Below are 22,994 nucleotides of genomic sequence, written 5' to 3'. Positions count from 1 at the left end.
TATCTTTCCTGACAATATTCGACGTGTCCGGCTCCCCGGCCCCGGATCTCCGCTTTGCTCCGTCCGGGGTGACGAATTGCAGTTCAAGAATCCGGCGCTTCACATTGCTCCAGCGCCAGGAACGCACGCAGTCCTGTCTTTTCGTCATCTTCGAAGCGGTCGGCCGTCACGACGAGCTGCGCGATGCGGTCAGAGCGGAAGGTGCGGAAGTCCTGCCGGAGTTCGCACCAGGCGGAGAACATCCAGCCCTCCGTCAGCGTCCACACCACGAGCGGCCGCACACGGCCGGAGGGTTTTCCGCCGCCGTCCTGATAGAGGATCCGCACCACCTGCCTCTCCCGGATCGCCTCGCGCACGAGCCCGGCATGGTCTCTCGACGTCTCGGGTGACCCATTGCGGCGATGCAGACTGAAATAGGGGGCATCAGCGAGCTTCCTTTCCTCAGGCAACGGCAGGCCTGCCTGGATCTTGGCGCGAACTTCCCTGGCCGCCGACGCAAGATCCGGATCCCCCGTGCGCTCCACGAAGGACAGTCCGACGGCGAGCGCTTCGATCTGGTCGTGGGTGAAGGTGACGTTGGGCAGGTCGAAGCCGGGCCGCAGCAGATAGCCGACCCCGGCCTCCCCCTCGATCGGCAGGCCGGACGCCTGAAGATGAGCGATGTCGCGATAGACAGTGCTGATGCTGATCTCGAAATGCTCCGCAAGCTCGCTGGCCCGGCTGACCCCCCTCGTGCGCATCTCGTTGACGAGCCTGAACAGTCTTTCAGCACGCCGCATCGGCTTCCCAATCCTCCCGGACTTCAGACAAGAACGGATTTGCCCCGCTTTTGGCAATGTTACAGCAGATACCCCGAATTTCATTGCCGTCTTGCAGGAAAAGTCGCCGGGGACCGGACCAGCCGTCCCGTTCGATGGAACGAGGCTGACAGGTCCGGGGCAATGCCGTTCCCCTCTTTCTCAATCGGCCGCTGTCGCCTCGATCTCGAACAGAAGACCCGGTATCGCAAGCCGCGTGATGCCCAATAGCGTCATCGGCGGCGATACCTCAAGAGGTCCGAAACGAGATCCCAGCACATCGAAATTCTTCAGCGTCTCATCGACATCGGCAGTGTAGATCACCAGCCGGATCACATTGGCGAGGGTCATGCCGGCAGCCGTGAGAACGGCTTCCAGATTGTCGAGCGCAAGCGCAATCTGGTTGCGCATGTCGCCTGGATGCTGCGGTTGCCCATTGGCATCGACGGAGGTCTGACCGGCACAGACAAGTTGCCTTCCGGTATCTTCAATGATTTCGCCCTGGTTGTAGCCAAGTTTCAGCGACCAGGGCCACGGGTTGACGGCGGTTCGGTTCATCGGTTGGTCCTCTGCAAGGTTTCGAAGACCTCCTGATAACCACAGGCCTCCTGTCACCGTGGTGAGAGGAGTGATCGCAACCTACTGCAGCCGGCAGCGATATCCCTCCCTTGCCCGGCAGAAACGGAAGGTAAAGAGATAGCCTCTAGGCTCCCCCGGGACTTGAGAAACCCGCATCCAATGGAGGGCACCATGGGGGCATTTGCCGGTACGAATATCCGCAAGCTTGTCGCAGGAACCGTCGGCAATACGCTGGAATGGTATGATTTTGCCGTCTACGGCTATCTCGCCCCCATCATCGCGCATCAGTTCTTTCCGAGCGACGATCCGGCCGTCAGTCTCATCAGCACCTTCGGCGTCTTTGCCGCCGGGTTCCTGATGCGCCCGATCGGCAGCCTGGTGCTGGGCCATGTCGCCGACAAGATGGGCCGCAGCCGCGCCCTCCTGCTTTCCGTCGCCCTGATGGCCGTCCCGACGACACTGATCGCCTTCCTGCCGACCTATGACCAGATCGGCGTCGCCGCGCCCGTGCTGTTGACGGTGCTAAGGCTGCTGCAGGGCCTTTCCGTCGGCGGAGAATATACCGGTTCCTCCGTTTATCTCTATGAGGTCGCCCCACCCAAACACCGGTGCTTCGTCGTATCCTGGGCCCTTGTCGGGGCGACCTTCGGCATTCTTCTGGGCTCCGGGGTCGCCGCGCTTGCAACCGGCCTTCTGCCCGCCGACGAGCTCGGCAGCTGGGGCTGGCGGGTGCCCTTCGCCTTCGGTCTTCTGGTCGGCATCACCGGCTTCATGATCCGCAGCGGCACCAAAGCCGGCGAAACCGACCTGCCGCCCTCCCCGCACGATCCGGTAAGCGTGCCCGTCGGCGAGGTGATCCGCAATCACCGCCCGGCGCTGCTGCGGACGATTGCCTGCAACATCCTCAACGGCGTCGGCTTCTATCTCACCTTCGTCTATCTCACCTCCTACCTGGTGGATTACAGCAAGCTCACCGAAAGCCGTGCCCTGACGATCAACACCAGCGTCATGGTCGTCCTGATGCTGCTGTTGCCATTCCTCGGTTACCTGGCCGACAGGATCGGCCGCCGGCCGCTGCTTCTCATCGGATCGGCCGGTGTCGTGCTTTTCGGCCTGCCGATGTTCTGGCTGGTCCATCATCAGGATCCGGTACTGGTGATTGCCGGACAGCTTGGCATGGCGATCATTCTCGCCTGCTTCTTCGCTCCGCTCATGGCCACCATGATCAGCCAGTTCCCGGTCTCCGTCCGCGTGACCGGCTACTCCATCGGCTACAACATTCCGCTGGCGATTTTCGGCGGCACTGCGCCGCTGGTCGCCACCTACCTCATCGACAAGACCCACCTGCAGCTCGCGCCTGCCTTCTATCTGATTGCTGCCGGCCTCATTGCCTTTGCTGTCATCTGGTTCCTGCCGGACGACGGTTCGATAGACAGAGAGGCTAGCGGGGCGGATCTGAAACCCGTGGACGCAAAGACATGAAGACGATCCTGCTGACCGGTTTCGAGGCCTTCGGCACGACGCCGGTCAACCCGGCCGAACAGGTCGCCCTCAAGCTCGACGGCGAGATGATGGAAGGAGCCCGGATCGTCTCCCGCATCATTCCCAACACCTTCTTCGTCTGCATCGACGCGGTAAAGGCGGCGCTCGCCGAAACGCACGCCGATGCGGTGGTGATGCTGGGCGAATATGGCGGCCGGGCGACAATCACCGTCGAGCGGCTGGCGCAGAATTTCAACGATTCCACCCGCTATGGCCTGAAAGACAACGCCGGCATTGCCCTGCAGGGCGAGCCGACCGCCGCGGACGGCCCGCTCGCCTATCACAGCACCCTGCCCGTGCGCGCCATGGTCAGCGCCATGCGGGCGGGCGGCATTCCTGCGGATATTTCGGACGCAGCCGGAACCTTCTGCTGCAACCACCTCTTCTACGGCATCCTGCATCACCTGGCGGTCACAGGCAGCACAATACCTGCCGGCTGGATCCACCTGCCGCATCTGCCGGAAGTAGCGGCGCTGGAGGCCAATCTCGGCGCGCCGAGCATGTCCGCCGACACGGCCGCAGAAGGCTTGCGCCTGGCTTTGGCGGCCCTGGTCGCCCAACCGGAAGATATCCGGGAGCCGGTCTCAGGACGCTTGCAGATCTGATTGTCGGTCTTCACCCGCCGCTGGTGGACATGCCCGTGTCGCAGCTCCTGCTCGACAGGTAGGGGCCAGACCCGGTAAAAGCCGAAGCACCGCCACCGCTCGAAAGCTCCTTGAATGTCGACCGTCATTCCGGCTCCCTTCCCAACGATCCTGCCCGTCAGCGAAAGCCGGATGGGGTTCCCGGTCCGCCGGGTCTACTGCGTCGGCCGCAATTATGCCGACCATGCCATCGAGATGGGACACGACCCCAACCGGGAAGCCCCGTTCTTCTTCCAGAAGAACCCGGACAATCTCGACCCGTCGGGCGAGTTTCCCTATCCGCCGCTGTCGAATGACGTCCATCACGAGGTGGAACTGGCGGTGATGCTGAAGTCCGGCAAGAGCCGGATTGGCGCGGACCGTGCCCTGGAGCATGTCTATGGCTATGCCGTTGCGCTGGACATGACGCGCCGCGACCTGCAGGGCGAGGCCAAGAAGGCCGGCCGTCCCTGGGAAGTCGGCAAGGCCTTTGAGCGTTCGGCTCCGGTCGGAAAGATCATGCCGGCCGCCGATTGCGGTTTTCTCAGCACGGGCCGGATCGCGCTTGCCGTCAATGACGAGCTCCGCCAGGAAGGTGATCTCAACCAGATGATCTGGAAGGTGCCGGAAATCATCGCCAAGCTGTCCGAGCTGTTCCAGCTCGGCGCCGGCGACGTCATTCTGACCGGCACCCCTGCAGGCGTCGGTGCCGTTGAGCGCGGTGACACTCTTGAAGCCTCGATCGACGGCCTGCCCGGCCTCACGGTGAAGGTCGTCTGAGGCTGCCCGGTCAGCTTCTGTCGAGGCCCATCAACAGCAGCGGGTTCGGCCCCTTCTGGCCGCTCCATTTTTCACGGCCGTAACCGCTTTTCGCGTCGGCCGGGGTGTCCGGCTGTATCTCCGGGGCTGCGATGGCAGCACTCCTGGAACCTTTGGCGCTATTGCCGTGTTTATGATCCATGGTCTGTCTCCGTCTCGTCAGTCCAGCGCGGCGCCGAGCTGCTGACCGGCAGGTGGGGACCGATTATGTCCGAGGCGTGACCTTGAGATTAAAGGTCGGTCATGTTCAGCTCGGTACAGATTTATTATTTGCCGGAGCCACGCGCGTGACATTTGACCAGACCGCCCTTTTCATCCTGTTCGGGACCGTCTTCGCGCTGCTGGTCTGGGGCCGCATCCGCTTCGATCTTGTCGCCTTTGCCGCGCTTATCATTGGTGCGTTTCTGGGATTGGTGCCATCGGAGGAAATCTTCTCCGGCTTCGGCCATTCCGCCGTCATGATCATCGCCCTGGTGCTGGTCGTCTCGCGCGGCCTGATGAATTCCGGCGTTGTGGAACTGGTGGCGAGTGTCGTGCTTTCCGCCTCCCGCGGGCTCTCCCGGCATATCGGCCTCATGGCGGTGGTGGGAGCCGGTCTTTCGGCAATCATCAACAACGTTGCTGCCCTGGCACTTCTGATGCCGCTCGACCTGGAAGCGGCCCGCAAGGCGGAGCGGTCACCGGGTCTGACGCTGATGCCGCTCTCCTTTGCCACCATCCTGGGCGGCATGATCACGTTGATCGGCACACCGCCCAACATCGTTATTGCCGAATACCGCGCCAGCGCCATGGGCGCGCCCTTCAGGATGTTCGATTTTGCCCCGGTCGGCCTTGTCGTCGCCGTCAGCGGCATTGCCTTCGTAGCCTTGTTCGGCTGGCGCCTGCTGCCACGCCATTTCCGCGAAAAACAGGAACAGTCAGGCCTTGCGGAAAGCCTCTATTCGGCGGAACTGAAAGTGGGTGAGATCCCGGAGGACAAGATCCTGACGGTGGGCGATCTCTATCCCGTTGCCGACGAAAAGGACGTCGCCATCATCGGCCTTGTCCGCAACGGCCGGCGCATTCGCGGTTTTGCCCGCCGGGAGCCGATCAAGTCCGGCGACTATCTCTTCGTCGAAGGCGATCCGAAGGCCATCGAGGCCTTCATGGGCGCCGCCAAAATGAAATTTGCGGGCTCCGAAAAGCACAAGGGTGGCATCGGCAGCGACGCCCTCTCCCTGACCGAGGCCATTACGCCGGACAATGCCCGTATCGTCGGCCGCACCGCTTTCGATATGCGTCTGCTCTACGGCCACAGCGTTACCCTTCTCGGCATTTCCCGCCAGGGCCGGCGGATCCAGAAGCGTGTGCGCCACGAACCGATCCGGCCGGGCGACGTGCTTCTTTTGCTCGGCACGCCCGAGAGACTGGAGAATGCCTGCACATGGCTCGGGGTGCTGCCTCTGGAAGGCCGCAAGACGGATGTGATCCAGCGGCACAAGGCCGGGATTGCCATTGCCGGTTTCGCCGTGGCGATCGCGGCTGCCGTCGCGGGCCTCACCTATCTTCCGGTGGCGCTGGCCGCCTGCGTGGTGCTTTACGTCGCCTGCGGTCTCATCAACGGTTCCGAGGTCTACCAGTCGGTGGAATGGAAGGTGATCGTGCTGTTGGGGTCCCTGATCCCGCTCGGCCAGGCCTTCGAGGACGCCGGCAACGCCCAGTTGATTGCCAACGGCATCCTGAGCGTCACGTCCGGCGCCCCGGCCTGGATAACTCTGGCCGTGCTGATGGTGGTGACCATGACCCTGTCGGACTTTCTGAACAACGTTGCCACCTGCCTGATCGCGGCGCCGATCTCGGTTCAGATTGCCAACACCCTGCAGGTGAATTCCGACCCGTTCCTGATGGCCGTCGCGGTTGCCTCGTCCTGCGCCTTCCTGACGCCGATCGGCCACAAGAACAACACCATCATCATGGGGCCGGGCGGCTATCGCTTCGGCGACTACTGGCGCATCGGCCTGCCCCTGGAGCTTCTGGTGCTCGTGGTCGCCATTCCGGCCATCCTGGTGTTCTGGCCGCTTTAGGGGGACTAGGCCAGCCTGACATCGCAGGCGCGCCATACATTCAACCTCATCCTGAGGAGGGCCGAATGGCCCGTCTCGAAGGATGGGCCGAAAGCTCGGGAACAAGCGGCCCATCCATCGAGACAGCGCTGACGCGCTTCCTCAGGATGAGGAAGAACAACATGCACGCGCCTGGTCAATTCGGCCTCCCCCTCAACCCGCCGGCTTCAGCGGCAGGCAGATGTCGGTGAGGAGATCGGCCGGTGCCGTCTCGCGCGGATTGTTGAGATAGACCTCCATGCAGGGCGCATCGGCAGGTTCACGCCCGGATTGGGTCAGCCACTCGCCGTAGAGCCATTCATAGGCCCATTTCATATCCGCATAGGGTCCCTTGTAGTGCAGCACCGCATAATCGCCACCACGGGTTTCCAGCTTCTCCAGCGGGGCATCTACCGGGAAATCACCTGACAACACGACCCCGGCAGCCGATTGCAGATCGTCTTCGGCAACATGGGTCGGGTCGGAGTAGAACAGCGCCTTCGTGGCCCCGGCCCTGCCGATAAGCTGGCGCCCGACCAGAACGCCGATCAGTTTTTCAAAGGCCTGACCGATTTCCATATAGGCGCCCCTGTGGCGCAGGACGGCCAGGGTTTCGGCAGGAAGGGCTCTGATCTCGACGTCATGCATGGGAAAAAGTCCTTTGGATTGCGGAGAAGGAGCACCGCCATGAACCGGCCTGATCCGGCCGGGTGCGATTGCCTTGCGGTAAGCCGACGGGGTCTGGCCATGGGCCTGTTTGAAACTGCGGGAAAACGCTTCCAGGCTGGTATAGCCCGCGCGGGTCGCGACGACGGCGAGCCGCAGATCCGAATGTGCGAGATCGCCGGCAGCCCGGTGCAGCCGCAACCTCTTGACGGTGGCAACGATGGATTCGCCGTAGGCCGACTGCCAGACCCGGTGCCAGTGCCAGGGCGACAAGGCCGCCACCTCGGCCAGGGTCGTCAGATCGGGATCTTCGTCCAGATGGGAATAGATATATTCGATTACTCGGGTGAAGCGGCGGATATAGCCGTTGTCCTTTGGCGAAAGGCCGTATTTCTCGTGCTGTGTCATGTGGCTCGGTCCCCTTCGATCGCAGGGACCCTAGCACTGCCCGATCTGATAAATCTTGCTGACTTGCCCGCCCTCTCCATGCCGCCGAAGCGGCATGGAGAGGGCGGGACCGGTCTGTCAGGCGGCGGCCGCGTTCGCGCTCAAACGGGCGACCAGCGCGTCCACTTCTTGCTCTGCAGTGGCAATCGACTGCGCCAGACGCGCATCGGCGAATTCGTCATACTCGATCGCGACAGAATGAACGTCGGTGATGCCGAGATAGGCAAAGGGCGTCATGACAGCCGGCTCGACATGGTTCTTCGCCTCCAGCCGGCCGCCCCGGCCATAGCCGTAGTCACCTCGCGAGGACAGAATGACGAGGCTCTTGCCCGGCGGGATCATCGGCCAATAGGGCTCTCCTGCCCGGCTCCGGTCGAAACCGAAGGTCCGGCCGACGCGAACGATATTGTCGATATAGGCCTTGAATTGGGCGGGGACGCCGAAGTTGTACATCGGCACACCGGCGACGATGATGTCCGCGGCCAGAAGTTCGTCGATCAGCGCATCACTTTCGGCAAGCACGTCGCCCATCCAGGGCTCCCGGTCTTCGGGTTTGGTAAAGGCAGCGTGGATCCAATTGCCCGTCACGGGCTGGGGACTGTTGACGCCGACATCGCGGTAGATCACCGCGTCCTGCGGACGGCTTTGGGACCAAGCGGTGGCAAAGCGGCGCGTAAGGCGCCGGCTGTGCGAACCGAAACGGTGTTCGTCTGACCCGCCTGAACGGGCGCTGGAATCGATATGAAGCAAGGTGGACACAAGTTTCTCCTGACGGACATGGTTGAAATTCAATGATTCTCACTCATCTATGGACACACAGCGCCGTTGCCTGATCTTCAGATAGCTGCTAATTTTCAGCACATCAAAATCGAATTTCTCAGCCAATAGATGAATCATATTCATCCATGTCCGCACTTCCGCCCCTCGCCTCCCTTCGTGCCTTCGAGGCTGCGGCCCGCCACCTGAGTTTCCGGCGCGCCGCAGGTGAACTGGGCGTGACCCCGACGGCCATCAGCCACCAGATCCGGCTTCTGGAGGAGACGGTCGGCACGAAACTGTTCGAAAGACGCCCGCGCAAGGTTCGCCTCACAGAAGCCGGCAACCAGCTCTTTCTGGTCTGCCGGGACGCCTTTGCCTCCATGTCGGAAACGGTTGGCAAGCTGCGGCGCACCGCTGTGCGCCGGGCTGTGACGCTGACCACGACGACCGCGTTCGCAGCGGGCTGGCTGGTACCGCGCATCCGGAATTTCAATCTTGCCCATCCGGATGTCACGCTGCGCATCCACCCGTGCGAGACGGTCGTGGACCTTCTGGCGGGCGATGCCGATTGTGCCATCCGCTATGGCCGGGCACCCTTCGCGGGCCTCACCGCAGAACCGTTGATGGAAGAACGCTTCGCCCCGGTGTGCAGCCCGCGCCTGAAGGTCCGCACGCCCGACGATCTGAGGGCGCAGACCCTGCTCCATTCCGTCTGGCATCGCCAGGATGCCAATACGCCGTCCTGGCGGAAATGGTGCGCCCTTGCAGGCGTCAAGGCCATTGACACGGATGCCGGGACTGTCCTGAGTGACGATGCCCATGTTATCCAGGCTGCGATTGCGGGCCAGGGCATTGCGCTCCTAAGCACGGTGCTGGTGCGCGACGCCCTTGAGGCCGGGCTTTTGTCACGCCCTTTCGGTCCCGAGCTGAAAGGGCTTGGATATTATCTGGTCTACCCGCCCGGGAAAGCGGAAGACCCAATGATCAAGGCAGTCCGCGCGTGGCTTTTCGAAGAGATCTTTTCAAGCAGCGGCTAACACCCCAGGCAGCACAGTCCTGTCGCGCCGACCAAGAACCGAGCTCAGGAATCAGACCATGAAAACCCAGAAAAGAATCCTGTTCACCGGCGGTTCCGGCAAGGCCGGCCGGCATGTCGTTCCCTATCTCCAGGCTCAAGGACACCGCGTCGTCAATGTCGACCTGAAGCCCCTCGACCTTCCGGGCGTCGACAATCTCATCGCGGACATCACCTCATCCGGCGAGATGTTCAACGTGATGACCAGCTACGCCAATTTCGACGAGCTGGAACCCGGCACCGGCGTACCCGCCTTCGACGCGGTCGTGCATTTTGCTGCCGTGCCGCGCATTCTCATTCATCCGGACAACCGGACCTTCGAGGTGAATGCGGTCGGCACCTACAATGTCATCGAGGCGGCAGTGAAGCTTGGGATCCGCAAGATCGTCATCGCCTCCTCGGAGACCACCTATGGGGTCTGCTTCGCCGACGGCGTCGTCGACCCAAAGGTGCTGCCGGTTGAAGAAGACTACGACGTCGACCCGATGGACAGCTACGGACTTTCCAAGGTCGTCAACGAGCAGACCGCCCGTGCCTTCCAGCGCCGCTCCGGTTTCGATATCTACGCTCTCAGGATCGGCAACGTCATCGAGCCGCACGAATATGACCGTTTCCCGGACTTCTTCCGCGACCCGGCACAGCGGCGGCGCAATATCTTCTGCTACATAGACGCCCGCGACCTCGGTCAGATCGTCGATCTCTGCCTTCAAAAGGACGGGCTCGGATATCAGATCTTCAACGCCGGCAACGACACCAATTCCGTCGACATTCCCAACACCGAGATCCTGAAACGCTTCTTCCCGAACGTGCCCCTGGCACGCGAACTGGGGGAGCATGAGGCCCTCTTCTCCAACCGCAAGATCCGCGAAGTTCTTGGTTTCAGGGAAGAGCACGACTGGCGCAAATATGTTGAAACGTGAGCGGGACATGGCTGGCCTTACGGCCGGACGCCCGGTTACGCGAAATAAATTTACATCCTCCGCGGCTGAGACTAGCTTCGGAGCGCTCGATAACTGTCTGGCAGCGCGCTGCCCGGGGGATTAGAAAATGAAGCTTCTGAAGTCGGCCACAGTCGGCCTTGCCTTGCTTGCAGGCACGACGGTCGCCCTTGCGCAGGGAACCGGTTCGCAAGGCTATTTCCAGCTCTACAATAACACCGAGGACAACGTTGTCGTCGGGTTCTACACCAATGACGGCAGCGGCTGGTCGGAAAACTGGCTTGGCGGCCCGCTCGGCCCCGGCGAAAGCGCCCGCGCCCAGTTCCATGCGGACACCGGTAACTGCGCCCAGACCTTCCAGGTCGGCTGGCTCGGCGATGACGACAGCGAAGTGCTCGACGATCCGATCGACATCGACATTTGCGAAGCCAGCAATGTCTATATGGACGACAACGAGATCTATTTCGACTGATCCTGCGCCTCGCCTCTTTCTCCGGGAACGCAGCCCCGCCGCGTTTCCGTTCCCAAAATCATTTGCCGTATCAATGACCGATCTGATCCATTTTGAAGATTTCGCAGCGGGCCAGGACTACGATCTCGGCTCCATGACCGTCTCCCGGGAAGAGATCCTGGAATTCGCCTCCGAATTCGATCCCCAGCCCTTCCACCTCGACGAGGAGGCTGGCAAGGCCTCTCTGCTAGGCGGTCTTGCTGCCTCCGGCTGGCATACGGGCTCGATGGTCATGCGCCTGCTGGTGGACAATCTCCTCAACCGGACCGCCGGCCGCGGTTCGCCTGGCATAGGCAAGCTGCAATGGCTGCGTCCGGTCTTTCCGGGCGACACGCTTTTTGCCAAGGCTGAGGTGCTGGATACGCGGGAGCTGAGGTCCCGGCCGGATCTCGGCATCGTGAATGTGCGCGTCACTGCCACCAACCAGTCGGGCGACAACGTGATCGCCTGGGAAAACCCGATCCTCTTTGCCCGGCGCGAGGCCACATCATGAGTGCCTTCTTCGACGATATCGAGGTCGGCGACACGCTGGCTCTTGGTGAGCACACCTTTTCGCGCGACGACATCATCCGCTTTGCTGAAAAATACGACCCGCAGGCGTTTCACCTGAGCGAAGAAGGCGCTGCCGGAACCCATTTCGGCCGGCTCTGCGCCTCCGGCTGGCATACGGCTTCGATCTTCATGCAGCTCTGGGTGCGCACGCATCAGGCCCTCCACCAGGCTGCCCTTGAGCAGGGGCAAACGCCGGCCCGCATTGGCCCCTCGCCCGGCTTTCAGGATCTCAAATGGATCCGGCCTGTCTATGCCGACGACACCCTCGCCTACCGCCGGGTCGTCACCGGCAAGACGGAAAGCCGCAGCCGCCCGGACTGGGGCCTCGTCCATTCCGACATGGAGGCTTACAATCAGGACGGCACGCTGGTGTTCTCGTTCAAGGGAACGGTGTTTGTGGAGCGGCGAAGGGGCTGAAACCGCAATTCACCGCCCAAGGATGACTAGAGCACGTCGCGAAAAAGTGGGTTCCGGTTTTTCGCAAAAAGACGTGCGCCCAAAAGGAGATAAAGCGTGTCGCGTGAATTCAAATGAACGCGACACGCTTTAAAGCGCGCGCGCGAACAGGACCTCGTCGCGGATTTCGATGCCGTAGTCGCCGCGCAGCGGGATATCCGGTTTTTTCTCCCGTTCCGCATCAATGACACCTTGCGCGATCCGCTCCAGGCGGAAGCCGCGGCGCTGGTAGAAGCGGAAGGCATCGAGATTGTCGTTGGAGGTGCGCACCGTCAGCCGGTGGATGCCGGCTGCCCTTGCTTCCTCGATCACCGCGTCCAGCAACTGTGTCCCGGTCCCGCCCCAGCGATTGAGGGAATCGAGTGTCAGGATTTCCCATTCGTCGTCGCGCTTGATCAGCGTGACCAGACCGACGAGATCGTTGCCGTCATAAGCGACATATCCTGGCAGCGCGGAAGCGTCGATGATTTCGCCGTCCAGCAGCATTTCCGGCCCGGCCCACCTGTCGGCAAGCAGCTGAAACACTGCGTTTTTGTCGCTCTCGTTGATCCGTCGGATGATCACGCTCATGGTCTGCCCTGCCCCAAGTCAGCGATGGATGATACGGGAAGCCAGCGGCGTGCGCGCCTGCCAGCGCGCCCGTTCCAGCTCCGGATCGATATGTTCTTCTTCCGGATAACCGACGCATAGATAAGCCACGAGCCGCCAGCCGGCGTCAACCTGCAGTGTCCTTGCAACGGTTTCCGGATCGAGGATCGACACCCAGCCGACGCCGATCCCCTCTGCCCGCGCGGCCAGCCAGAAAGTGTGGATCATGCTGACGGTGGAATAGGCCAGCGTCTCCGGCATGGTCATCCGGCCGAGCCCATGCCCTTGAGCCGGATCGTCGTCGCTGAAGACTGCCAGATGAACCGGCGCTTCCTTCAGCCCCGCCAGCTTGAGCTGACGGTAGGAAAGCGCCTTGTCGTCCTGATAGGACTTTGCGGCTTCCGCATTTTCAGCCTCGAAATTGGCGATGATGCCGGCCCGCACCTCTGCGCTCTCGACAAGGACGATCCGCCACGGCTGGCTGTTGCCGACGGATGGGGCAAGGTCTGCCAGGTGCAGAAGGCGGTCGAGTGCGCCTTCCGGCAGCGCGTCCGGTTTGAAGCGGCGCACGTCGCGCCGCCACCTTAGGAGCGTTTCGAAGTCTTCCTGAAACTTTGCTGAAAATTCCGGCCTTTCGACCCCGCCCGCGGCTCCTCCCGACATGACGGTCCTAGTGTCCCGGAAACTCGACCAGCGTGCGCACCGGCACCTTCATGGCTTCGAGCTTCTTGGCCCCGCCGAGATCCGGCAGATCGACGATGAAGCAGGCTGCCTCGATATTGGCCCCCATGGAGCGAAGCAGCTTGCAGGCCGCTTCCGCCGTGCCGCCGGTCGCGATCAGGTCGTCGACCAGGATCACCCGGTCGCCCGGCTTGATGGCATCCTTGTGCATTTCCATCTCGTCGAGGCCGTATTCCAGCGAATAGGCGATGCGCACGGTCTCGTGCGGCAGCTTGCCCTTCTTGCGGATCGGCACGAAGCCGGCGGAAAGCTGGTGCGCCACGGCACCGCCCAGGATGAAGCCGCGCGCCTCGATACCGGCGATCTGGTCGACTTTGGAGCCAGCCCAGGGCTGGACCAGCGCATCGACCGCGCGGCGGAATGCACGCGCGTCGCCAAGCAGCGTCGTGATATCCCGGAACAGAATGCCCTCTTTCGGATAGTCCTTGATCGTGCGGATAGCACTGACAAGTTCATCCTGGATCGTCTGTGCGGTCATCGGGATATCTTTCTTTTAGCAAGCTTCCGGGCTCAGCCCCGGCCGGTGGTTATACCAAGTTTGAAACGACGGTCGAAGCAATTTCGCGATTGTCTCAAGGGGTTATACGCCCCTCTTGCGGCAGGCTTTGCCTCAGCCCCGGTTCAGGACCCGTCCGGCAACTGCATCAAGCTTGGCAACGAGCGAGGGATCGCGCTTGTCGGGAGCCGTCATCATGGCGAACTCCAGCGCGGTGTCTGACCCGGCCGGGCAGGATTGGTGCGTGCGCGGCAGATCCCTGGCAACGCGGGCGACCAGCCGCTGCGCATTCTCCGCATTGTCATGCAGGACCTTGATGATCGCCTGGATATCGACTTCACCGTGATCCGGGTGCCAGCTGTCATAGTCGGTCACCATGGCGACAGTCGCGTAGCAGATCTCAGCTTCGCGGGCGAGCTTGGCTTCCGGCATGTTGGTCATGCCGATGACGTCGCAGCCCCAGGAACGGTAGAGCGTGCTTTCGGCGAGCGAGGAGAACTGCGGCCCCTCCATCGCCAGATAGGTTCCGCCCCTGGCGTAGGCGAGGCCTTCGGCGTCGGCTGCAGCCGCCACCGCGTCGACCAGTTTCGGGCTGACCGGGGTCGCCATGGAGACATGGGCGACGCAGCCCGTGCCGAAGAAGCTCTTCTCGCGCGCGAATGTCCGGTCGATGAACTGGTCGACCAGCACGAACTTGCCCGGAAAATGCTCTTCCTTGAGCGAGCCGCAGGCGGAGACCGAAAGAAGATCGGTAACGCCGCAGCGTTTCATCACGTCGATATTGGCGCGGTAGTTGATCGTGGTCGGCGAATAGACGTGGCCGCGTCCGTGGCGCGGCAGGAACACGATCTTGAGCCCGTCGATGGTGCCGATCCGCACCTGGTCGGAGGGCGTGCCCCAGGGGCTGTCGACGGTGATCCATTCGGAGTTTTCCAGCCCCGGAAGATCATAGATACCTGACCCGCCGATGATGCCCAAGATTGCGTCTGCCATATCCGCTCCAAACAGCAATGAAAGTGGTGACCCGCCGGAATTCGCACGGGCATATGCGAGGGTTATTTCAACTGGTCGGCAAGGGCGTCAAGACCGGCCTTGGCACATTTGGCTTCATTCTCGCCGCCGCCGGCGACACCGATGCCGCCGAGAAGGGTGCCCGACTTCGAAACGATGGGAAGCCCTCCGGTAAGTGCCAAGGCTCCAGGGATGGCGTTGAGCCCGGCCTCGCCGCCGGATGCCGCGCGCTGCTGCAGCTCCGCGGTGGGCAGGTTGAACGAAGCGGCCGTCCAGGCCTTGCGCCGCGCGGCTTCCGCCACATGCGCCCCGCCCATGTTGCTGCGCAGGGTGACCTGCTCCACACCGAAGCGGTCGACAACGGACGCGCCGGCCTGGAAGCCTGCCTCATTGCAAACCTCGACGGCCCGAAGGGCAGCGCGCATGGCCAGTTGCAGGTCCAGGACTTCGACCGGATGCGTTGCCGCTGTCTGCGAAATTCCGGGGGATGGAACCAGAAGAATTGCCAAAACCATCAATGCGCGGCGCATCGCGTCACCTCTTAAAGAAAAAGCCGCCGGAAGAACCGGCGGCTTTCATCATGCACTTAGGCGGCAATCAATCAATGCTCGACGTTGCGCCAAAGTTTCTTCTTGGTGAAGTAGAGCATGCCGGCGAAGACGATCAGGAAGATCATGACCCGGAAGCCGATCTTCTTGCGCTCTTCCAGATGCGGCTCGGCGGCCCACATCATGAAGGCGGAAACGTCGCGGGCATACTGGTCGACCGTCATCGGCGAGCCGTCGGTGTACTCGACGATTTCGTCGGACAGCGGTGCCGCCATGCCGATCGGACCACCGGTCAGGTGCTCGTGCGCGCATTCTTCAGCCGTGACCGAACCGCCCAGGAAGGCCGGGTTGAAGCTGCCGGAGAAATCTTCGCCAAGACACGCCGGAGCTTCTTCCGGATAGCTGGTCAAAAGCGCGTAGATATAGTCCGGGCCCTGCTCCTGATACTGGGTGAAGGCATCGAAGACGAACCACGGGAAGCCGCGATGCGCCGCACGGGCTTTGGCCAGCAGCGAGAAGTCCGGCGGGTAGGCGCCGCCGTTGGAGGCGCGGGCAGCCTGCTCGTTCGGGAACGGGGACGGAAACTTGTCCGCCAGGATCCCCGGACGCTCGTACATGTCGCCATCTTCGTTCGGGCCGTCGATGACGGTGTACTCGGACGCAATCTGCTTGGCCTGGTCTTCAGAGAAGCTCGGTCCACCGTCTTCGGCCAGGTTGCGGAAGGAAACCAGCCGCAGGCCGTGACAGGCGGCGCAGACCTCACGGTAGACCTTGAAGCCGCGCTGCAGCTGGCCACGGTCGTAGAACCCGAAGGGACCCGAGAACGACCACTGCTCGCGTTCGATGTGCGGTGCGTTGCCTGCTGCGAAGGCCGGGGTGGCGACGGCGAGAACCGCCACCGCCGCGAAGGAACGAACCATTTTGATCATGGTGCTCATTGTCTCAATTAACTCCTGATCCGGGTCGCGTTACTTCGTTTCCGGTGCGGCGGCCGCACCAGCCGGTTTGCCGGAACCGCTCTTCAGCACCGCTTCGGAAATCGAGGCCGGCAGCGGCCTGGGTTTCTCCAGGAACCCGAGCATCGGCAGGATGATCAGGAAGTGGGCGAAGTAGTAGATGGTGCAGATACGGGCGAGCAGGACGTAGGTGCCTTCCGCCGGCATGGCACCGAGGTAGCCAAGCGCAACGCAGACGAGGGCGAAGATCCAGAAGAACTGCTTGAACAGCGGACGGTAGGTGCCCGAGCGAACCTTGGACGTGTCGAGCCACGGCAGCACGAACAGGATCGCGATGGCACCGAACATGGCCACAACGCCGCCGAGCTTGTCCGGAACCGCACGCAGGATCGCGTAGAACGGCAGGAAGTACCATTCGGGAACGATGTGCGCCGGGGTCACAAGCGGGTTTGCTTCGATATAGTTGTCCGGATGGCCCATGTAGTTCGGCACATAGAAGGCGAACCAGGCGAACAGGATCATGAAGACGACGATCGCGAACAGATCCTTGATCGTGTAGTACGGGTGGAACGGAACCGTGTCCTGCTTGGTCTTGGGCTGAACGCCGGACGGGTTGTTGTTGCCCGTGGTGTGGAAAGCCCACACGTGCAGCAGCACAACGCCGAAGATCATGAACGGCAGCAGGTAGTGCAGCGAGAAGAACCGGTTCAGGGTCGGATTGTCGACCGCGAAGCCGCCCCACAGCCAGGTGCGGATTGCATCGCCGACCAGCGGAATGGCGGAGAACAGGTTGGTGATAACCGTTGCGCCCCAGAAGGACATCTGGCCCCACGGCAGCACGTAGCCCATGAAGGCGGTGCCCATCATGATGAGGAAGATGATCACGCCCAGGATCCACGAAATTTCGCGCGGAGCCTTGTAGGACCCGTAGTATAGACCGCGGAAGATGTGGATGTAGACGGCGATGAAGAACATCGACGCGCCGTTGGTGTGCAGATAGCGAAGCATCCAGCCGAAATTCACGTCACGCATGATGTGTTCGACACTGTCGAACGCGGCGCCCGTGCTCGGCGTGTAGTGCATCACCAGGACGATGCCGGTGATGATCTGCGCGATCAGAACGAAGAACAGGATACCGCCGAAGGTCCACCAGTAGTTCAGGTTCTTCGGGGTCGGAAAATCAACGAAGGAACCGCGAACGAGCGAGATGACCGGCAGGCGGCTCTCCAGCCACTTTGCCGCGGCGCTCTGCGGTACATAGTTCGAATGTCCAGCCATGGCTGTCTCCTAAAAATCTATGCCGTTAGCCGATCTTGATCGTCGAGTCGCTGACGAACTCGAGCGGCGGAATCAGCAAATTCTCGGGAGCCGGGCCCTTGCGGATACGGCCGGCGGTGTCGTAGTGGGAGCCATGGCAGGGGCAGAACCAGCCGCCGAAATCGCCGGCATCGCCGAGCGGCACGCAGCCGAGATGGGTGCAGATGCCAACCTGGACGAGCCACTTTTCGTTGCCTTCAACACCACGGTTGGTGTCGGTCGCTTCAGCGTCGGCGGGCAGGTTGGCGTTACGCGCCAGCGGGTCGGGAAGATCGGCGAGCGGAACAGCTTTGGCTTCTTCCACTTCCGTCTCGGTGCGGTTGCGGATGAACACCGGCTTGCCGCGCCATTTGACTGTAATTGACTGCCCTTCTTCCACGGCAGAAATATCGACCTCGATGGAGGCCAGAGCCAATGCGGAGGCGTCCGGGTTCATCTGGTCGATGAACGGCCAAGCCAGCGCGCCGGCACCGACGACACCCATTGCACCGGTCGCGATGTAAAGAAAGTCACGCCGGTTCGGTTCTTCCGGATCCGTGTTGTGAGCCAAGGTCGCGTCCTCTCAAATGTTCAACCTGTACCGAAAGCCCGCATCACGTCCTGACCCCCTTCTGCCCAGAAGGGAACGGAACCATGTCGGGCTCATCGGGGCCAGGCGCAGGACTTCCCGCACCGGCCAAGCGGCTTGTCTTTTTGCACCCTTCGAAACGCTTGTCCAGTTCCACAAACGTCCCAAAACGCATATGTCGCAGGCAAATCCACACCCACGCCGCTTTTCTGCCCTTTTTTTGGGAACGAGCGCAAGGCCGGAATTCAATTGAACTCCGGCCCTGCCATAGATGCCACCAAGGATCCCGGGGGTCAGGCCGCCTGGACGGAGGACAGGAAGCCCCCGGACTGATGTTGCCAGAGCTGAGCGTAAAGACCGCCCCGCTCCAGCAGCTCCTGATGGCTGCCTTCCTCGATGATTCGACCCTTGTCCATCACGATCAGCCGGTCCATGGCCGCGATGGTTGAGAGCCGGTGGGCGATGGCGATCACCGTCTTGCCTTGCATCAGGTCGAACAGGCTTTCCTGGATGGCGAGTTCAACCTCGCTGTCAAGCGCGGAGGTCGCCTCGTCCAGCACCAGGATCGGAGCATCTTTCAGCAGAACCCGGGCGATGGCGACCCGCTGCCGCTGGCCACCGGAAAGCTTCACACCGCGCTCGCCGACATGCGCATCCAGGCCCTTGCGTCCGTTCAGGTCCGACAGTCCCTGGACGAATTCAAAGGCATGGGCCTTCTTCAGCGCAGCCTCCACGTCCCTCCGCTCGACATTCGATTTGCCATAGGCAACGTTTTCAAAGATCGAACGATGCAGCAGCGACGTGTCCTGGGTCACCACACCCACATTCGCCCGGATGTCGTCCTGGCGAACCCCGGCAATGTCCTGGCCGTCGATCTGGATCCGGCCGCTTTCCAGGTCATAGAAGCGCAGCAGCAGGTTGACGAGAGTGGACTTGCCCGCTCCGGAACGGCCGATCAGGCCGATCTTTTCGCCCGGCTGGATCGTAAGGGTCAGATCCTCGATGACCCCGCCCTGCTTGCCGTAATGGAAGCTGACGCCGTCGAACCTGATGTCACCCTTCGGCACACTCAGCTTCTTTGCGCCGGGCACATCGACCACATCCCGCTCGCGCGAGATGGTGTTGATGCCGTCCTGCACCGTCCCGATATTCTCGAAGAGGCCGGACACCTCCCAGAGGATCCACTGGGACATCCCCTGGAACCGCAGCACCAGCGCCACGGCAACGGCAATCTCGCCGGTCTGGACCTTACCCGCCTGCCAAAGCACGATCGAAAGCAGGGCGACCGAGAACAACAGCAGCATGTTGATCATGATCAGGGTGATATTCATCCCCGTGACCAGTCTCATCTGGTGAAACACGGTCTTGAGGAACGACATCATGGACGCCTTGCCGTATTCCTCCTCCCGTTCCGCATGCGAAAACAGCTTGACGGTCGAGATGTTGGTGTATGCATCCACCACGTGACCCGTCATCACAGAGCGTGCATCGGCCTGATCCCTCGAGACATTTTTGAGACGCGGGATGAAGATGCGCATGGTGAAGAAGTAGCACACCAGCCACAATGCAAACGGAATGACGAAGTAGACGCTGGCCTCCGCGACAACAAACACGGCTGCAACGAAATAAACCGTCACATAGACGAGGATGTCCGCGATCCGGGTCACGACTTCCCGGACCGCAAGCGCTGTCTGCATCAGCTTGTTGGCGATCCGGCCGGCAAAGTCGTTCTGGTAGAACGAGATGCTCTGCCGCAGGAGATAGCGGTGAACCCGCCAGCGCACCGACATGGGATAGGTCCCCATCAGTCCCTGGTGGAACAGCATTTCCCACATCGCCGAACACGCCGGCAGAAGCACGAGCACCACGACCCCCATCCAGAGCAGCTGGCCCCAATTGTCCTGGAAGAAGGTCGCCGCGTCTGCCGAACCGAGCCAGGTGACCAGCTCGCCCAGAAACGTGAAGATCGTGACTTCCAGAATGGCGATCAGAGCGCCGAGAACGGAGACCGCCAGCAGTATCGGCCAGACCGGCTTGGTGTAGTACCAGCAAAAGGCCCAGAAGCCTTTCGGCGGAACGTCCAGCACCGTCTTTTCAAACGGATCAACAAGTTTTTCGAAACGGTCGAACATATTACCTCTCCGACCCGCTCAACCGTAGCACGGCCAGATGCTCGATGGCATCGCCGGGGCCGGACGGCTTGGAATGCGGGCGCACGACGCGGCCAGACGCAAACAGGAGCAGACTGGCCACGAAGCTGGTGAACGCAAGAGCAAGAATGAAGGTGCCCCAGAAGAGCGCGCTGAAATGTCCGGCGAACACGGCTGCAGGCACGAGACGGCCCGCGATCTCCAGAGCTTCAATCCTGCTCAGATTGTAAACGACCACCGGGATGAACAGCACCACGGCAATCGCAAAGGTGACACCCAGAAACAGGCCGGCGGCCAGAGCGAACCGCCGCAGGCGATCAGCACCGCCCGGCGCGGGTTCGACGGGAAAAGACACCTCGACATCCGGACGCTCCGCCAATGCGGACAGGTCCGGCGAGTAATGAAATGACATCGGATGGTCTCCGAAACGGGATCGTAGTCGATGGCGACCGCAAACACGCGCAGAGCGACATGCAGCCAGACGGAACGGCTTGAGCCGGTCACCGCAAAGTCAGGGATTGGAAAAGGGGATCGCGGCTTCCTAACGGAAGCGGACAGTGATCCCTAGGCAACCCATGAGGGCGGCAGATGGGGTGATCATGCAACGATCTGTCATTTATGCCCTCCTGGTTGCGCAGCCTGGCGGCTGCTGGGGAAAGAAAAGCCAACCGTCGGCAGTTGGCTGGTTGCGTTGGTACAGGCTTTCGCCGGCAATGGGAAGAGCGATTGCGTCATATTGCAGCACGAAACCAGAAACTGTTGCCCGTTAGCCACAACCGATGGTCCTGCCTGCAGGGAACCTATGGCAACTCCGCCATCAGCTCGAATTCGCGCATGTGGATCTCCGCTTCCCGCGGCGACAGCAGGCCGGCAATCACCTCGCCCTGGATTCCGGTGCAACCGAATTCCTTCAAAAGGTCCATCTGCGCGGTCGTATCGACGCCGGCAGCCGAAGTCTCCAGCCCGAGATTGCCCGCAAGCCGGATGACGGAGCGCACCAGCTGGCGCCTGTTTTCCATGTCTTCCAGGCCGGCAACGAGATCGGGGCACAGCTTCAGCTTGTCCGCATTGAGATAGACCAGCTGCCCGGCGCCACCATGGCCGCTACCGAATTTGTCGAGGGCAACCTTGCAGCCAACGCCGCTGAGTTTTTCAACCATATCCAAAAGCCCATCCGGTTCATCGAAACGGATGATCTTCTCGTCCAGTTCTATGACGATGTCCTCAAGTTCGAACCGGTTGTCCTCGCAAAGCTGGGTCAGCATGCCCAGGAAGTCAGGTTCCTTCAGGCTCGCACCCGTGAGGTTGACGGACATGAAGAACGGCGCGTTCGACGCATCCCGAAGCCGTTTGACTTCCGCCATGCCTCGCGACAGCGCGAAACGCTCGATCTGCGCAATGCGTTTGAGGTCATCCAGTTCCGATAGCATCGTCACCGGATCGACCAGCCCCTCCGAGGGATGCAACCATCTGGCGGTGACTTCGTATCCGGTGATCTGTCGCTGCTCGAGACTGTAATGCGGCTGCATCAGCAGGCGCAGATTGCCGTTTTCCAGATCGCTGTCGAGCTGTGCCAGCGACATGCGGCGGTGCCTGTGTGCTGCGCCAAGGGCATCCGTGTACCAGGAAATCTGGCTTCGCCCGGAGCGCTTGGCCGTGTAAAGGGCAATGTCCGCCCGGTTTATCAGTTCCGAGGCACTCACCCGCGAGGTGTCGGCGAGCACGAGGCCAACGCTGCCGGCGACCTTGAGATTGCGGTGATCGATCCGCAGCGGTTTTTCCAGCCCCTCCAGAAGACGTTTGCCGATCGCCTCCATCTGGTCGGGACTGGTGGGGTCGGCAACCACGGCGATGAATTCATCGCCACCGATGCGGGCGACCAGCCCGTCCTTGCCGATGACGGCGGTCATGGCCGCAGCAGCATGCCGCAGCACCGCGTCGCCCGCGCCATGTCCGTAACTGTCGTTGATGTCCTTGAAATGGTCCAGGTCAAAGAGGATGACACCGATACGGCCGCTCCCTTCGCGGACCCCGGCGAGATGTTCCTGCAGATAGGCCGAGAGTTTCGCCCGGTTGGCGACCCCGGTCAGGTCATCGTGCTCAGCCTGGTGCTTCAGCCGGTTGCGTGCCTCTTCCAGCTCCTTCACATGTTCGACCTGGCTGGTCACATCCCGGCAGATGAGGATGATCTTGGCATCCTCTTCCGTCTTTCCCTCGACGACGGCGAAGGTCAGCTGGTTCCAGAAAAGTTCACCGTTCTTGCGCCGGTTGAGGATAAGCTCGTCGGTGCCGGAGGGGATCTTCGTCAGGTCGAACCGGAAATTGGCAATGTCCTCGGGCGGCAGCTGGTTTTCCGGCGTCAGGATGAATTCCTGCGGCCGCCGCCCCCTGATCTCGTCGGCGGTGTAACCGGTGATGCGGGTATAGGCAGGATTGGTCCATTCGATATGCCCGTAGATATCCTGCATGACCAGGCCTTCATGGGCATGTTCGACGACAAGCTTCAGGATGGCTGTGTCGTTGCCAAAACCGGAAACGGTATCCTTTCCGGTCCTGCTGGACCATGCGCGCCCGCCAACAAAACCGATCACCAGAAGGGCGACAGCGGCAGCAAGACAGAACAGCAGAATAGGTACTGGCACATCAGCCAGGAAGTTGGCCATAGTCGAACTTCAGCCTAGATCTCGGTGCAGTGTCTACTTTATAGGCACAATCCTGAACCAATCTCTAAACTAGAAAACAGAAATTCAGTATATTGATATTTATACCAATAC

General features: G+C 61.6%; 25 protein-coding genes. 9 read left to right on the top strand and 16 right to left on the bottom strand.

Annotated features, from left to right (window positions below; translation table 11 throughout):
• Positions 1–83 precede the first annotated feature (83 nt).
• Both ACX3M4_RS25545 and ACX3M4_RS25540 read right to left on the bottom strand, forming a co-directional pair.
• Positions 84–779, bottom strand: coding sequence for a helix-turn-helix transcriptional regulator (locus ACX3M4_RS25545; protein WP_459355791.1), 696 nt, complete (start codon positions 777–779; stop codon positions 84–86).
• A 180-nt stretch (positions 780–959) separates the two neighbouring features.
• Positions 960–1,355 (bottom strand): RidA family protein, encoded by a 396-nt coding sequence (locus ACX3M4_RS25540; protein ID WP_459355790.1) that lies wholly within the window; start codon positions 1,353–1,355, stop codon positions 960–962.
• 192 nt (positions 1,356–1,547) lie between these two features.
• Here ACX3M4_RS25540 and ACX3M4_RS25535 point away from each other — a divergent pair, with 192 nt between their 5' ends.
• The 3 genes from ACX3M4_RS25535 to ACX3M4_RS25525 all read left to right on the top strand — a co-directional run bounded on the left by ACX3M4_RS25535 (position 1,548) and on the right by ACX3M4_RS25525 (position 4,321).
• A complete protein-coding gene (locus ACX3M4_RS25535; RefSeq protein WP_459355789.1) occupies positions 1,548–2,858 on the top strand; it encodes an MFS transporter in 1,311 nt (436 codons plus the stop codon).
• Positions 2,855–3,523 (top strand): pyroglutamyl-peptidase I, encoded by a 669-nt coding sequence (gene pcp / locus ACX3M4_RS25530; RefSeq protein WP_459355788.1) that lies wholly within the window; start codon positions 2,855–2,857, stop codon positions 3,521–3,523. Before ACX3M4_RS25535 ends, pcp begins: the two co-directional genes overlap by 4 nt.
• Before the next feature lie 114 nt (positions 3,524–3,637).
• Entirely contained in the window at positions 3,638–4,321 is a 684-nt protein-coding gene (locus ACX3M4_RS25525; protein WP_459355787.1) for a fumarylacetoacetate hydrolase family protein, read from the top strand.
• A gap of 10 nt (positions 4,322–4,331) precedes the next feature.
• On the opposite strand, the gene ACX3M4_RS25520 is transcribed toward ACX3M4_RS25525, so the two are convergent.
• Complete coding sequence (locus ACX3M4_RS25520; RefSeq protein WP_459355786.1) at positions 4,332–4,502, bottom strand: hypothetical protein; 171 nt, start codon at positions 4,500–4,502, stop codon at positions 4,332–4,334.
• 145 nt (positions 4,503–4,647) lie between these two features.
• Here ACX3M4_RS25520 and ACX3M4_RS25515 point away from each other — a divergent pair, with 145 nt between their 5' ends.
• Entirely contained in the window at positions 4,648–6,423 is a 1,776-nt protein-coding gene (locus ACX3M4_RS25515) for an SLC13 family permease (protein ID WP_459355785.1), read from the top strand.
• 192 nt (positions 6,424–6,615) lie between these two features.
• On the opposite strand, the gene ACX3M4_RS25510 is transcribed toward ACX3M4_RS25515, so the two are convergent.
• Positions 6,616–7,515: an AraC family transcriptional regulator gene (locus tag ACX3M4_RS25510; protein ID WP_459355784.1), complete on the bottom strand. Its 900-nt coding sequence runs from the start codon at positions 7,513–7,515 to the stop codon at positions 6,616–6,618.
• Between the two features lie 117 nt (positions 7,516–7,632).
• Positions 7,633–8,313 carry an FMN-dependent NADH-azoreductase gene (locus ACX3M4_RS25505; protein ID WP_459355783.1) on the bottom strand — a complete coding sequence of 227 codons (681 nt, stop codon included), beginning with the start codon at positions 8,311–8,313 and terminating at the stop codon, positions 7,633–7,635.
• Between the two features lie 146 nt (positions 8,314–8,459).
• Here ACX3M4_RS25505 and gcvA point away from each other — a divergent pair, with 146 nt between their 5' ends.
• The 5 genes from gcvA to ACX3M4_RS25480 all read left to right on the top strand — a co-directional run bounded on the left by gcvA (position 8,460) and on the right by ACX3M4_RS25480 (position 11,806).
• A complete protein-coding gene (gene gcvA, locus ACX3M4_RS25500; protein WP_459355782.1) occupies positions 8,460–9,350 on the top strand; it encodes a transcriptional regulator GcvA in 891 nt (296 codons plus the stop codon).
• A gap of 58 nt (positions 9,351–9,408) precedes the next feature.
• Positions 9,409–10,308, top strand: a complete 900-nt coding sequence (locus ACX3M4_RS25495) for an NAD-dependent epimerase/dehydratase family protein (RefSeq protein ID WP_459355781.1) — start codon at positions 9,409–9,411, stop codon at positions 10,306–10,308.
• Positions 10,309–10,435: 127 nt separating this feature from the next.
• Complete coding sequence (locus tag ACX3M4_RS25490) at positions 10,436–10,798, top strand: hypothetical protein (protein ID WP_459355780.1); 363 nt, start codon at positions 10,436–10,438, stop codon at positions 10,796–10,798.
• A gap of 73 nt (positions 10,799–10,871) precedes the next feature.
• On the top strand, positions 10,872–11,330 hold the full coding sequence (locus tag ACX3M4_RS25485; RefSeq protein ID WP_459355779.1) for a MaoC family dehydratase: 459 nt from the start codon (positions 10,872–10,874) through the stop codon (positions 11,328–11,330).
• Positions 11,327–11,806 carry a MaoC family dehydratase gene (locus ACX3M4_RS25480; protein WP_459355778.1) on the top strand — a complete coding sequence of 160 codons (480 nt, stop codon included), beginning with the start codon at positions 11,327–11,329 and terminating at the stop codon, positions 11,804–11,806. The genes ACX3M4_RS25485 and ACX3M4_RS25480 overlap by 4 nt, the downstream gene beginning before the upstream one ends.
• A gap of 129 nt (positions 11,807–11,935) precedes the next feature.
• On the opposite strand, the gene ACX3M4_RS25475 is transcribed toward ACX3M4_RS25480, so the two are convergent.
• The 11 genes from ACX3M4_RS25475 to ACX3M4_RS25425 all read right to left on the bottom strand — a co-directional run bounded on the left by ACX3M4_RS25475 (position 11,936) and on the right by ACX3M4_RS25425 (position 22,883).
• Complete coding sequence (locus ACX3M4_RS25475; protein ID WP_459355777.1) at positions 11,936–12,415, bottom strand: GNAT family N-acetyltransferase; 480 nt, start codon at positions 12,413–12,415, stop codon at positions 11,936–11,938.
• An 18-nt stretch (positions 12,416–12,433) separates the two neighbouring features.
• The gene (gene bluB / locus ACX3M4_RS25470) at positions 12,434–13,096 is read right to left on the bottom strand and encodes a 5,6-dimethylbenzimidazole synthase (RefSeq protein WP_459355776.1); all 663 of its coding nucleotides are present in this window, start codon (positions 13,094–13,096) and stop codon (positions 12,434–12,436) included.
• 7 nt (positions 13,097–13,103) lie between these two features.
• The gene (locus ACX3M4_RS25465; protein WP_459355775.1) at positions 13,104–13,652 is read right to left on the bottom strand and encodes an adenine phosphoribosyltransferase; all 549 of its coding nucleotides are present in this window, start codon (positions 13,650–13,652) and stop codon (positions 13,104–13,106) included.
• A 132-nt stretch (positions 13,653–13,784) separates the two neighbouring features.
• Positions 13,785–14,663, bottom strand: coding sequence for an S-methyl-5'-thioadenosine phosphorylase (locus ACX3M4_RS25460; protein ID WP_459355774.1), 879 nt, complete (start codon positions 14,661–14,663; stop codon positions 13,785–13,787).
• 62 nt (positions 14,664–14,725) lie between these two features.
• Entirely contained in the window at positions 14,726–15,211 is a 486-nt protein-coding gene (locus ACX3M4_RS25455; RefSeq protein ID WP_459355773.1) for a GlcG/HbpS family heme-binding protein, read from the bottom strand.
• Between the two features lie 71 nt (positions 15,212–15,282).
• Complete coding sequence (locus ACX3M4_RS25450; protein WP_459355772.1) at positions 15,283–16,167, bottom strand: cytochrome c1; 885 nt, start codon at positions 16,165–16,167, stop codon at positions 15,283–15,285.
• Between the two features lie 30 nt (positions 16,168–16,197).
• Positions 16,198–17,463: a cytochrome b gene (locus tag ACX3M4_RS25445; RefSeq protein ID WP_459355771.1), complete on the bottom strand. Its 1,266-nt coding sequence runs from the start codon at positions 17,461–17,463 to the stop codon at positions 16,198–16,200.
• Positions 17,464–17,488: 25 nt separating this feature from the next.
• The gene (gene petA, locus ACX3M4_RS25440; RefSeq protein ID WP_459355770.1) at positions 17,489–18,052 is read right to left on the bottom strand and encodes a ubiquinol-cytochrome c reductase iron-sulfur subunit; all 564 of its coding nucleotides are present in this window, start codon (positions 18,050–18,052) and stop codon (positions 17,489–17,491) included.
• 311 nt (positions 18,053–18,363) lie between these two features.
• Positions 18,364–20,202: an ABC transporter ATP-binding protein gene (locus tag ACX3M4_RS25435; protein ID WP_459355769.1), complete on the bottom strand. Its 1,839-nt coding sequence runs from the start codon at positions 20,200–20,202 to the stop codon at positions 18,364–18,366.
• A 1-nt stretch (position 20,203) separates the two neighbouring features.
• Positions 20,204–20,632 (bottom strand): hypothetical protein, encoded by a 429-nt coding sequence (locus tag ACX3M4_RS25430; protein WP_459355768.1) that lies wholly within the window; start codon positions 20,630–20,632, stop codon positions 20,204–20,206.
• Between the two features lie 388 nt (positions 20,633–21,020).
• Positions 21,021–22,883, bottom strand: coding sequence for a putative bifunctional diguanylate cyclase/phosphodiesterase (locus ACX3M4_RS25425; protein ID WP_459355767.1), 1,863 nt, complete (start codon positions 22,881–22,883; stop codon positions 21,021–21,023).
• Positions 22,884–22,994: the final 111 nt, after the last annotated feature.

Source organism: Roseibium sp. M-1 (genome assembly GCF_054515675.1).
This window is presented reverse-complemented; position numbering and strand designations above follow the sequence as displayed.